8 protein-coding genes are annotated in these 12,625 nt (G+C 36.8%); 7 read left to right on the plus strand and 1 reads right to left on the minus strand.

All coding sequences use genetic code 11. The annotated features are described in order from the left end of the window. The first annotated feature begins 79 nt into the window (after positions 1–79). The 6 genes from WBG21_RS09085 (at position 80) to WBG21_RS09110 (ending at position 8,661) form a co-directional block, all read left to right on the plus strand. Positions 80–862 carry a DUF3108 domain-containing protein gene (locus WBG21_RS09085; RefSeq protein ID WP_340077102.1) on the plus strand — a complete coding sequence of 261 codons (783 nt, stop codon included), beginning with the start codon at positions 80–82 and terminating at the stop codon, positions 860–862. Further along, positions 863–1,834, plus strand: coding sequence for a tryptophan 2,3-dioxygenase family protein (locus tag WBG21_RS09090; protein WP_340077104.1), 972 nt, complete (start codon positions 863–865; stop codon positions 1,832–1,834). Further along, complete coding sequence (locus WBG21_RS09095) at positions 1,831–3,093, plus strand: peptidoglycan DD-metalloendopeptidase family protein (RefSeq protein ID WP_340077106.1); 1,263 nt, start codon at positions 1,831–1,833, stop codon at positions 3,091–3,093. Before WBG21_RS09090 ends, WBG21_RS09095 begins: the two co-directional genes overlap by 4 nt. A 2-nt stretch (positions 3,094–3,095) precedes the next feature. Beyond that, positions 3,096–4,733 (plus strand): glucose-6-phosphate isomerase, encoded by a 1,638-nt coding sequence (gene pgi / locus WBG21_RS09100; RefSeq protein WP_340077108.1) that lies wholly within the window; start codon positions 3,096–3,098, stop codon positions 4,731–4,733. 163 nt (positions 4,734–4,896) lie between these two features. Then, the gene (locus WBG21_RS09105) at positions 4,897–8,121 is read left to right on the plus strand and encodes a TonB-dependent receptor (RefSeq protein WP_340077110.1); all 3,225 of its coding nucleotides are present in this window, start codon (positions 4,897–4,899) and stop codon (positions 8,119–8,121) included. Positions 8,122–8,217: 96 nt separating this feature from the next. Beyond that, positions 8,218–8,661 carry a hypothetical protein gene (locus tag WBG21_RS09110; RefSeq protein ID WP_340077112.1) on the plus strand — a complete coding sequence of 148 codons (444 nt, stop codon included), beginning with the start codon at positions 8,218–8,220 and terminating at the stop codon, positions 8,659–8,661. A 63-nt stretch (positions 8,662–8,724) separates the two neighbouring features. Here the strand turns inward: WBG21_RS09110 and WBG21_RS09115 are convergent, their stop codons facing one another. Continuing rightward, entirely contained in the window at positions 8,725–9,759 is a 1,035-nt protein-coding gene (locus WBG21_RS09115) for an endonuclease/exonuclease/phosphatase family protein (protein WP_340077114.1), read from the minus strand. A gap of 111 nt (positions 9,760–9,870) precedes the next feature. On the opposite strand from WBG21_RS09115, the gene WBG21_RS09120 reads away from it, so the two are divergent. After that, positions 9,871–12,618 (plus strand): TonB-dependent receptor, encoded by a 2,748-nt coding sequence (locus WBG21_RS09120; RefSeq protein WP_340077116.1) that lies wholly within the window; start codon positions 9,871–9,873, stop codon positions 12,616–12,618. Positions 12,619–12,625: the final 7 nt, after the last annotated feature.

Here is a 12,625-nt window from a genome sequence, read left to right on the forward strand (position 1 = left end):
CATCTAATGAATGGTTTAATAGAAAGTTACGACCATTACATGTAGTAGGTTTTATTATTTTTACATTATAATAAGTACGATGAAAAGAATAATCCCAATATTTTTGCTTTTTCTCTTAACGGGATTTAATATAGATAACCCTAATGGATCATCTTTTGAAGCAGGGGAATGGTTTCAATTTCGGGTACATTATGGAATATTTAATGCTAGTTATGCTACATTAGAACTGAAGAATGATTATTTGGATGGAAAGCAAACCTATCATGTGATTGGCCAAGGGAGAACAACTGGTTTAGCCCGGTTGTTTTATAAAGTAGATGATAATTATGAAAGTTATTTTGACAAGGAAAATGGAAAACCCTACAAGTTCATAAGACAAATAGATGAAGGAGGGTACACTAAAGATTTAGAAATTAATTTTGATCATGACACGAAGAAAGCAACCATTGTTGATCACAAGAATAATAAACAGATAGTACTAAATACGCATGAAGGAGTACAAGATCTGCTATCTGCATTCTACTATATGCGGAACCGCTATAATTTAGAAGGTTTAAATGCAGGGGATGAATTTCAAATAGATATGTTATATGATGATGATGGGATATTCAAATTCAAACTCAAATACTTGGGGACAGAAACGATTCGGACAAAATTCGGAAAAATAAAATGCTTGAGATTTCGCCCATATGTACAATCCGGAAGAGTTTTTAAAGAACAGGAAAGTTTAACACTTTGGGTTTCAAAAGATGCAAATAAAATACCGATAAGAATAAAAGCAGACCTTGCTATTGGCTCGCTCAAAGCGGACTTAAATGCGTTCAAAGGGTTAAAGCACCAATTCAAAATAGAAATAGAATAAATGAGTGTAGATACTGAAATAATTCAGAAAATAAAAAAGCTCGAAGAAAAATATAAAAATTCCGGGCAAGACCTTGGTTCATACTTAGATGGGCTTCTTCATCAACGTTATCTTACTTATTGGGATTATATTCATTTGGATACCCTTTTAAGCCTTCAAATCCCAAAAACCCATTTTCCTGATGAGGAGATATTCATCATGTATCATCAAATTACCGAGCTCTATTTCAAGCTTATTATACATGAACAAAAACAGATTATTGATGACAAACTACAAGAAGCACCATTCTTAATTCAGAAAATAAGTAGAATAAACAGTTATTTTAAAGCACTTATTTCTTCATTTGAAATTATGATAAACGGCATGGAACGTGAGCAGTTCTTACAGTACCGAATGGCCTTGCTTCCTGCCAGTGGTTTTCAATCTGCTCAATATCGGATGATAGAACTTTATGCAACACCTATGGAAAACCTGGTGCACCATACAGTAAGGGACAACTATTCAAAAAATAACCCTATAGAGGAACTCTATGAAGAAATCTATTGGAAAAAAGGCGCTACAAACCTTAAGACAGGAGAAAAGACATTGACCCTTAAACAGTTTGAATACCGTTATACCCCAAGGTTTTTACGTATAGCAAACGAAGTGCAAGACAATACTATTTATCATAAGTATTTACAACTTCCGGAAAAAGAAAAGCGAAACCTCGAATTGATAGAAGCAATGAAAGCACTGGATGTTAATGCAAATGTGAACTGGCCACTTATGCATATGGGATCTGCATACAGGTATTTAAGGAAAGAAAAAAGTGAAATTGGAGCCACAGGAGGCACCAACTGGAAGCAATTTTTGCCCCCAAGTTTTCAAAAAATCATCTTTTTTCCTGAAATTTGGACAAAGAAAGAAAAAGAAGAATGGGGAAAACAATGGGTAGCGCACATGTATAACCCTGAAAAAAAGCCAAACCAATGAAGAAGAACCTGTTTTTAATTATACTGTCAATCAGTGTCCTTGCATCTTGTAAAAGAGAAAAGCAAAAAAATATTGTCCATGAGGTTGATGCAGGCGAACCAAAGGAATATATTGAATTTGGATATAATTTCAATGAATACTTAGTTCAAAGAGACACAGTACGATTTGGTGATAGTTTTGGAGAAATCCTTTTGAATCACGGATTGGGCTACGGAGAAATTGCAGCAATAACAACTACTGTAAAAGACACTTTTGACGCCAGAAGGATTCGGGCAGGGAAACCTTATACTATTTTAAAAGCAAAAGACACTACTCAAAAAGCACAGGTTTTTATTTATCAGCACGACAATATCAACTATACAGTAGTTGACTTTAAAGACTCTTTAATACAGGCATATAACAAAAAAAAGCCTGTTAAGATTATAGAACGAGAAGCATCCGGAATCGTGAAAACCACACTTTCAGAAGCAATTATAGAGCAAGGGATTGACTATAATGTATTAAACGAGATGTCTAACATTTATGCTTGGACGGTTGACTTTTTTAGACTTCAAGTAGGTGATAAATTCAAAATAATTTATGACGAAAAATACATAGAAGATACGATCTATTCGGGAGCAGGCCGTATAAAAGCTGCTTATTTTGAACACAATGGCAAACCATTCTACGCATTTCGTTATGAATCGGACACTATTAAAAAAATACATGACTATTATGATGAAGAAGGCAACACTATGCGACGTGCATTTTTAAGAGCACCGTTGAATTTTAGTCGTATATCGTCACGTTTCTCCCCTCGTCGTTTCCATCCTGTTCAAAAACGCTGGAAAGCCCATAAAGGGACTGATTACGCAGCTCCTAGGGGAACACCTATAATGGCAACTGCTAATGGGACTGTTACTAAATCTGGCTACACGAAAGGCAATGGCAACTATGTGAAAATCCGTCACAATAGTACCTATGAAACACAGTACCTGCACATGACGAAACGAGCAGTAAAAGTAGGTGAATTTGTAGAACAGGGAGACGTTATCGGATATGTAGGAAGTACAGGATTGGCTACAGGGCCGCATGTATGCTATCGTTTTTGGAAAAATGGGTATCAGGTAGATCCATACAAACAAGACCTTCCCGCTGCGGAACCTATGGATGAAAGCATTAAAGAAGCTTATTTATCTGATATCCACCCGCTAATAACACAGTTAGACTGTATTCTCTTCGATGAAGAATACGAAGAATTAGTAACCGAATTAAACTAAACATGCCATTACAAAATAGAAACCCTGTCGATACATCGGCATGGAAAATCCTTCAGGAGCATTTTCTTTCCATTAAAGATACGCACATGAAGGATTTTTTTAATGAAGAACCTTCCAGAGCAAATAAATTTTCGATAGAATGGGAAGATTTTTATGTAGATTATTCTAAAAATAGAATTAACACTAATACACTTGAGCACCTTATAGAGTTAGCAGAAGAAATTGGGCTAAGGGATGCAATTGACAACTATTTTTCAGGAGACATCATTAATCAAACAGAAAAAAGGGCAGTATTACATATGGCATTGAGAGCTAAAGAAACAGATACAATTTATGTAGAAGGCAAAAATGTAGTCCCTGAGGTTTTCAAAGTAAAAAAGCACATAAAAAAGTTTACCAACGGAATTATATCAGGAGAGACAAAAGGATATACAGGGAAGCCATTTACTGACATAGTAAACATTGGTATTGGAGGTTCTGATTTAGGGCCGGCAATGGTTACAGAAGCCCTTAAGTTTTATAAAAATCACCTCAACATACATTTTATTAGTAATGTGGATGGCGATCACGTGCATGAAACACTAAAAAACGTAAACCCCGAAACCACTCTTTTTGTAATAGTTTCTAAAACGTTTACTACGCAAGAAACATTGAGTAATGCCAATACCGTAAAAAAATGGTTTTTGCAAAATGCTTCACAAAAAGATATTGCTAAGCATTTTGTAGCAGTATCTAGCAATTTAGAGAAGATTACCGAATTTGGGATTGCTGATGAAAATGTATTTCCTATGTGGGATTGGGTAGGAGGCCGTTTTTCTTTATGGAGTGCAGTAGGATTATCGATAAGCCTGGCTGTGGGCTATGACAGGTTCGAAGAATTATTAGCAGGGGCCAATGCTATGGATGTGCATTTTAGAACAGCTGATTTCGATAAGAATATTCCGGTTATATTAGGATTGTTAACCATCTGGTATAACAATTTTTTTGATGCCGAAACCGAGGCTGTAATTCCCTATACACAATACCTGAGCCGGTTTCCTGCATACCTGCAGCAAGGAATTATGGAAAGCAATGGTAAAAGTGTAGACAGAAACGGAAAACCTGTTACGTATCAAACAGGAACCATTATCTGGGGAGAGCCCGGAACCAACGCTCAACATGCGTTTTTTCAATTGATCCACCAAGGGACCAAATTGATTCCGGCAGACTTTATAGGGTTTAAAAAATCATTGTATAAAAATGAAGGGCATCACAATAAATTAATGGCCAATTTCTTTGCACAAACAGAGGCGCTTTTAAACGGAAAAACAAAAAAAGAGGTATCTAATGAGCTAAAGCAAAAAAACCTCCCTGAAGATGAAATTGATAAGATATTGCCTTTTAAAGTATTCGAAGGGAATAAACCCACCAATACTGTTTTAATAAATAAATTGACCCCAAAAAACCTTGGCGGACTTATAGCACTCTATGAGCACAAAATATTTGTACAAGGTGTTATATGGAACATATACAGTTATGACCAGTGGGGTGTAGAATTGGGAAAACAATTGGCTACTAAAATTTTAGATGACATTAAAGGAAAAGGAATAGCGAAACATGACACTTCTACAGTACAGCTCGTGAAAAGATATAAAGAATAAATTGATCTACAATAATAACCGTTTAACGAATAAATAGCTGAAAAACAGAAATATAAAACCTTTTTCAGCTATTTTTGTTTATGTTAAAATATTTAACAATCACTTAATGTTCATCTATGCAAATACACTATTTTTGCAGCACAAAAACAAATTAAAATAAAAAATGAAAAAAGTTTACAATTGGTTTATTGCCGTAGTTGTTGCACTTATTACAACGACTGCTTTTTCGCAAGGGGTTACAACTTCTTCGTTAGGAGGTCAAGTAACTGACAACGCAGGGGAACCACTTCCCGGAGCAAATATTGTAGCCATTCACGTACCTTCTGGAACCGTGTATGGAGCTGCAACAGATTTTGATGGGTTCTATCGAATTTCGGGTATGAGGCCCGGAGGGCCATACAAAATTACTATTTCGTATATTGGATTTAATGATTTTGTGAGAGAGAATCAATTTTTAAATTTAGGGCAATCCTTAAGGATAAGCCATCAGATGGTAGAATCTGCTACTGCATTGGATGAGGTTGTATTAACAGGAGATGCAACGGGAACATTTAACTCCAACAGAACGGGTGCAGAAACAAATATCAGCAACCGTGATATCCAAACATTACCATCTGCTTCAAGATCTATAGCAGATTTTGTTAGAATTACCCCTCAAGCTTCTTTAACTGAAGGAGATGATGGATTTTCAATATCTATCGGAGGGCAAAATAACCGTTATAATGCGATCTATATTGACGGTGCCGTTAATAATGATGTGTTTGGTTTAGCAGGTTCAGGAACTAATGGAGGGCAAACAGGAGTGAACCCTTTCTCTGTAGATGCTATTGAATCTTTCCAAGTACAATTAGCACCATTTGATGTTCGGATTGCAGGATTTACTGGAGGTGCTATTAGTGCCATTACACGTTCAGGAACCAATGAATTTGAAGGATCTGCATACTACTTCTTAAGAAATGAAGACTTGGCGGGAAAGACTCCTCCGGAGCTAGTAGGCCCTGGGGACTCTAGAGAAAAATTAGCAGATTTCACCGCACAAACCTATGGTGTTCGTATAGGGGGCCCTATTGTAAAAGACAAATTGTTTTTCTTTGTGAACTATGAAAGACAAGATGACGAAACACCACAACCATTTAATGTTTCTCAATATGTAGGGGACACTAATGCAGCCGGACTGGACGGATTAAGACAATTTTTGATCAACACATATGGTTACGATCCAGGAGGATTTGATAATAATACCAGAACCCTAGAAAGTGATAAGTTTACGGCTAAGCTAGACTGGAATATTAATGAAAACCACAAGCTTTCATTAAGGCATAGCTATGTAAAAGCAGATAACCTAGAAGCTAGAAATTCAGACTTTAATAGTATAGGGTTTATCAATGGGTCAGAATTATTTGAAACAGTAACCAACTCTACTGCATTGGAGTGGAACGCTAATTTTGGAAACAAGTTTGCGAATAGCTTGATTATTGGTTATACAAGAGTAAGAGATGATAGAGACCCTTTGGGAGATCCTTTTCCTACAGTTGATATTATAGATGGAAGTGGTTTTATCTCTTTTGGTGCTGAACCATTTTCTACAGCAAACTTATTGAACCAAGATATCTTTACCATCACCAATAATTTTGAGATATTTTCAGGAAAACATACCATCACACTTGGTACACACAATGAATATTCCAAAGTAAAGAACTTGTTCTTTGCATTTAACTATGGAGACTATACTTATGAAAGTGTAAATGATTTCATTAACGATCAAAACCTTGATTTTTATCAAAGAGGGTATTCGTTAGTTGGGAGTGGAGCTGTAGGAGATACTTCTGATGGTGCTTCTGAATTCGATATTTGGCAATTAGGCTTCTATGCACAAGATGAAGTACAGATTTCAGATAATTTTAAATTAACTGCTGGACTTCGTTTTGACCTTCCATTATGGTCAGACGGTCCTGTTAATGATGATTTTAACACAAGAACGGTTCCATTGCTTAGGGCAGCAGGCAAAGACCTTCAAGGTGCACGGGTTGGAAAAGGCGTTGCTCCTATTCTACACGTATCACCAAGAATAGGATTTAACTGGGATGTAAACGGAAATCGTGAAACACAAATCCGAGGAGGGTTTGGTATCTTCACCTCAAGGTTACCACTAGTATGGCCTGGAGGGACATACAACAACAATGGTGTAACAGGAGGTTTTGCAGGATCCTTTAATACTACAGTTCCCGGATTCAACCCAGATGTGAATTCACAACCAGTAAATGTGGCTCCTGGAACAGGAGGCACAGGAGGAAATGTCGATTTAATAGCTTCTGATTTCAAATTACCACAAGTATTTAGACTAAACTTAGGGGTTGATCAAAAATTACCATTCTGGGGTCTAATCGCTTCAGCAGAAGGGATCTTTAATGAGAACATCAATGCGCTATATTATGAAAATTTAAACTTGAAAGGCCCTATTGGGACATTAAATGGAGCGGATAATAGACCTTTTTATGATAGACGTGATGAAATCGATGATACTTATGGAGCCATCTATTTATTATCTAATACAGCTGAAGGCTATTCTTGGAATGCATCGTTTACGTTGAGAAAACCATTTGAAAATGGTTTTGCAGGAAGTTTATCATATACCTATGGAGATTCATATGCTATCTTTGACGGTACTTCTTCACAGAACAGCTCACAATGGAGAAATATCCAAACCGTAAATGGTAAGAATTCAGATTTACCAACTACGCGTTCGGATTTCTCTCAAGGGCACAGGATATTAGGAAATGCTTCTTATGAACTAAACTGGAATGACAACATAAAAACTACATTTAGTTTGTTCTATGAAGGGTCACAATCTCAGCCAATTACATATGTTTATCAAGAAGGAAGAGATTTATTAAATGATGACTCTCGGGATAATGCGTTGATATATGTACCTGCTAATCAATCAGAAATTACACTATTAGACGGGGCTAATGGTCTAACTGCTGATCAGCAATGGGCTGCGTTGAATGCTTTTATTAGAGGGAATGAATACTTAAATAGTAGAAGAGGGGATTATGCAGAGCGTAACGGTGAAAGAGGCCCATGGAGCCATATAGTAGATCTTAAAGTATTACAAGATTTCTCAGTAAACTTTGGAGAGAAAAAGCACACCTTCCAATTATCTTTAGATGTCTTCAACTTTACCAACTTATTAAACAAAGATTGGGGTAAAAAGAAATTTGTAGGAGGTTTTGGAGAAGTTGGCTTAATTAGAACAGAAACTGCGGGACCTGACCCTGTATTCAGCTTTGACCCTGATGCAGCAGCTAGATTAGAACAATTGGATGATGCAGGCATCCAAAGTTCAAGATGGCAAATGCAAGTAGGGTTGCGTTACATCTTTAACTAAGAACGTTATAAATAGATAAAAAACTCGCTTCTAAAACTGTAGCGAGTTTTTTAATACCCAAAAATCAGTATTTTTGAGAAACTAAAAAACAATCGTATGTACACTGCTGTTCAAACACTTCATTCCTATTGGGCCTATTTAACGTTATTGGTGCTCATAATAGCCTCTGTTAATGCCCTTATAGGGTATTTTGGCAACAAAGAATTTAAACTAAGCAAAGATCTTCGGATTAGCCTTTTTGGGTTGATATTTTCACACCTTCAATTACTTATAGGATTGATACTATATGTTGTTTCTGCGCGCTTTGCTTTGTGGAGCGAATTAGGAATGGGAGGCATTATGAAAAATGCAGATGCCCGTTTATTATTAGTAGAACATCCTATTTCCAATATTTTAGCAATTGCTTTGATTACCATAGGATGGTCTAAGCATAAAAAAGAAACTACAAGCAAACGTAAATTTGGAAAAATAGCACTGTTCTACGTGCTAGGGTTAATAATTATCCTGAGCAGGATACCATGGAATATGTGGATAAGCTAATTTTTTTCTGTCATTGTGAGAGATCTTTATAATTTTTTAGACAGTTTCGTCTTTAAGCAATTATTAATTAACAGCCTTTATCAAATATAAATACACAGGGAAATGATCACTATACCCTTTTGTAAACTGCCCGTTGGAATAGCTCCTGTATGGATACCCTTTGTACCTTCCGGAAGGGGTAATAAGATATGAAGGGTTAAAAATACCGGCTTTCCAATATCGGAAAGAAGTCATATCCTTCTTAAGAAACTCGGAAGTAAAAAAGAGCTGATCAAACAAATGCCAACGGTCGCGGTGTGCTAAAGAACCAACACCTTTTTTCTCCAGTTGTTCCATAGGGTTATAAAGGAAATATTCTTCATCAGCAGCTCGGTTTCCATGTGTTTTCAGCACTTTTTTAAAACTCCGGTCAGAAGGGTCATCATTAAAATCACCCATACTTATAATTTTAGCTTTAGGGTTCTTTTTTAAAAGCGAGTCAATAATTTTTTTGTTCAACAAAGCCGCTTCGCGCCGTTTAGGGTCACTTTTTGTTTTCCCGCCACTTCGTGAAGGCCAATGGTTGACTATGAAATGGATCATTTCGCCATCAAGTAAACCACTTACCAATAGTTGATCGCGGCTATAATCCCGGTACTCATTTTCATTATATACGATAAGTTTATGTGCCTTAAAGCTGAGAGGTGTAAATACCGCTTTCTTAAAAAGTAAAGCCACATCAATTCCCCGTTCATCCGGAGAATCATAATGAAGAACCCCATAATTTTCATTAATGAGACTGGAGGTTTCAATAAGGTCATTTAAAACAGTATTGTTTTCGATTTCGGCAAGCCCTATAATATCTGGAGCAGTTTTTGTTACGGATTTTCCAATATCAGAAATAACATATGCAATCCGCGCTATTTTTTCATGATATTTTTCAGAAGTCCATTTATAACTCCCTTTAGGGGTGCGATTGTCATCATTGGTAATAGGGTTATTGATAGTGTCAAATAAGTTTTCCACATTATAAAAAGCAATAGTTCTTATAGAATAACTACGGTTATTTTGAGCATTTACCCGTATGAATATAAACAATAAAAGAAAGAATATACGCATATTAATACATTTTTATTCTTATTATATTTTATAATCTTTTTCAATATTATAAATAAGAAAAATAGTTTTTTAAAATAGTTTTTTACTATATTCGCCGCTTTTATAAGTGAAATGAACAAGCGAATACTTTTATTTTTTACTATAGCGCTATCCTTTTCAGCGACATCCCAAAAAATGCAGCTAAAAGGGATTATTATAGATACTCAAACCAAAAACCCTATTAAAAATGGTACAGCAACAATAGAGGAATTGGGGATATCTGAAACAACAAATAAAGAAGGAACTTTTCTTTTTAGTGATATTCCTGTAGATAGTTATATAATAAACATCAAAGCTTTTGGATATATCACACAACGATTGCCGGTTAGCAGCACTTCTGAAATAGCTTTAGATGTGGGAGCTATTTATCTAGAAAAAGATCTTTCCCAAGAAAAAACAGATAACTTGATAACACTCACAGAAAATGATTTGTTTGATGATAGTGAGATTGATAACCCTGTGGGAATATTACAAGCTACCAGAGACGTATTTCTAAGTAGGGCAGCATTTGATTTTGGACAAGCCTTTTTTAAACCCCGGGGCTATGACTCACGAGACGGAGCTGTTTTGATAAACGGCATTCCCATGAACAAATTTTTTAACGGCCGCCCACAATGGAATAATTGGGGAGGGTTAAATGATATAATCAGAAATCAAGAGTTTACTTATGGCCTTGCTCCTTCATCGGTTACCTTTGGAGGAATAGCAGGGACTACAAACATAAATATCAGGGCATCCCTTTACCGTCCGGGATTGCGACTGTCTTCTTCAGCGTCTAACCGTACGTATAGGGGCAGGGTTATGGCAACATACCATTCAGGGCTTCAAAAAAGCAATTTTGCTTACTCCGTTTCAGCATCAAGGCGTTGGACGGAAGAAGGCTACATCGCAGGGACACTTTACGATGCCTATTCAGTATTTGCTACAGTAGAATACCTACCGGCAAAAAACCATAGTCTTAACTTAACAGCATTGCTGGCATCAAATCGAAGGGGACGTTCTGCACCATTGACAGAAGAGGTTTTTGATCTGGTTGGCAATACCTATAACCCTTATTGGGGAATACAAAATGGAGATATCCGGAACTCCAGGGTGCGTACCATCCAAGAACCAATAGTGATGTTCAATTATTTGTATGATGCTCAAAACTTTAAATTAAATGCCGGAATTGCCTATCAATTTGGAAAAATAGGACGGACCCGATTGAGTTATTTTAACGCGCCCAATCCGGATCCGTCATATTACAGGTATCTGCCAAGTTTTTATATTAACAGTCCGGGAGGAGCTAATTTTGAGAATGCAAATCTTGCCAAAGAAGGCTTTTTATTAAACCCACAACTCAATTGGCAAGCTGTTTTTCAGGCAAATTCGAATGAACAACTAGCCGGCAAGAGTGTTTATCTATTACAAGAAGACCGAACAGATGACACCCAACTTACTGCAAATGCCGTAGCTAATATAAAGCTCAATCAAAAATTGACGTGGGACGTTGGGGTTACCTACAGAACCCTTACCTCTGAAAATTATGCACTAATAAAAGACTTGTTAGGAAGCACTTTTCATGAAGATACAGATCCTTTTTCCGATACCCGAAATGATGTAAACAACGATTTGATCAAAGAAGAAAATGACCGCTTTAACTACGATTATTCCATAACTACTAGTGAGTTTCAGGGATTTTCGCAGCTACAGTTCAATCATAAAAAATGGGAGGCTTTTTTAGCAGGGACGATTTCCCAAACAAGCTACCAAAGGGAGGGGAATTTTTTAAATGAACGTTTTCAGGAAAATTCACTGGGAAAGAGTGAAACCCTTCAATTTTCAAATTATGGTATAAAAGCGGGATTGGCATATAAAATTACGGGAAGGCATATGGTATCCATAAACGCAGGGTACTTAACTAAAGCCCCCATCCTTCAAAATGCATTTATCAACCCGAGAGAAAACAACGAAGTTGTTCCGGAAATAAAAAACGAAACCATACAGACAGCAGACATTACCTATTTACTTCGTTTACCTGAGATAAAAGCCCGTGCTACTGCTTACTATACCCGTTTTGAAAATGTTACCGACATCAATTTCTTTTTTGTAGAGTCGGGTGTAGGAACTGATTTTGTCCAGGAAGTAGTCTCCGGAATTTCCAAACAACATATAGGAGGTGAGATAGGGATTGAATACCAAGCATCACCTACCGTAAAATTAACGGGTGTGGCCGCCATAGGGGAATTTACCTATGCAGACAATGCCCATGTGACTATCAATTTTGATACTGCCGGACGAGAAGAGGACATCATAAATCCGGAAGGAAACCTGGATTTGGGAAGTACAAATATAAAAGGGCTAAAACTGCCCAATGGGCCCCAAAAAGCATATTCTTTAGGGATAGAATACCGAGACCCTGATTATTGGTGGGTTGGAATGACGGCCAATCAATTATCAGATCGTTACATAGACATTTCTACCATTACCCGTACAGCAAGCTTTGCCATTAACCCTGACGATCCCAACGGAGCTCGCTTTCCCGGAGCTACAGATGAAGCTATTGCACAATTATTAAAACAAAGGCCTTTAGAAGATATACACCTTTTAAATGTGGTAGGAGGGAAATCGTGGTTGGTAAATGATATGTACATAAGTGTTTTTGCCAGTATTAATAATGTGTTTGACACCATCTTTAGAACCGGGGGCTTTGAACAAAGCCGGAATGGAAACTTTGGGCAGTTAACGGCTGATGTTTCCAGAAGCAACCCTTCCTTTGGGCCAAAATATTGGTATGGTTTCGGGCGGACATATTTTATCAACCTGGCCATTAGTTTTTAATCAAATC

Source organism: Leptobacterium meishanense, from assembly GCF_037645805.1.
GTDB lineage: Bacteria > Bacteroidota > Bacteroidia > Flavobacteriales > Flavobacteriaceae > Leptobacterium_A > Leptobacterium_A meishanense.

What these genes read in the sequence shown, in the direction of transcription:
- WBG21_RS09090 (WP_340077104.1), top strand. Translation starts at nt 863, where the DNA reads ATGAGTGTAGATACTGAAATAATTCAGAAAATAAAAAAGCTCGAAGAA.
- WBG21_RS09085 (WP_340077102.1), top strand. Translation starts at nt 80, where the DNA reads ATGAAAAGAATAATCCCAATATTTTTGCTTTTTCTCTTAACGGGATTT.
- WBG21_RS09120 (WP_340077116.1), top strand. Translation starts at nt 9,871, where the DNA reads ATGAACAAGCGAATACTTTTATTTTTTACTATAGCGCTATCCTTTTCA.
- pgi (WP_340077108.1), top strand. Translation starts at nt 3,096, where the DNA reads ATGCCATTACAAAATAGAAACCCTGTCGATACATCGGCATGGAAAATC.
- WBG21_RS09110 (WP_340077112.1), top strand. Translation starts at nt 8,218, where the DNA reads ATGTACACTGCTGTTCAAACACTTCATTCCTATTGGGCCTATTTAACG.
- WBG21_RS09105 (WP_340077110.1), top strand. Translation starts at nt 4,897, where the DNA reads ATGAAAAAAGTTTACAATTGGTTTATTGCCGTAGTTGTTGCACTTATT.
- WBG21_RS09115 (WP_340077114.1), bottom strand. Translation starts at nt 9,759, where the DNA reads ATGCGTATATTCTTTCTTTTATTGTTTATATTCATACGGGTAAATGCT.
- WBG21_RS09095 (WP_340077106.1), top strand. Translation starts at nt 1,831, where the DNA reads ATGAAGAAGAACCTGTTTTTAATTATACTGTCAATCAGTGTCCTTGCA.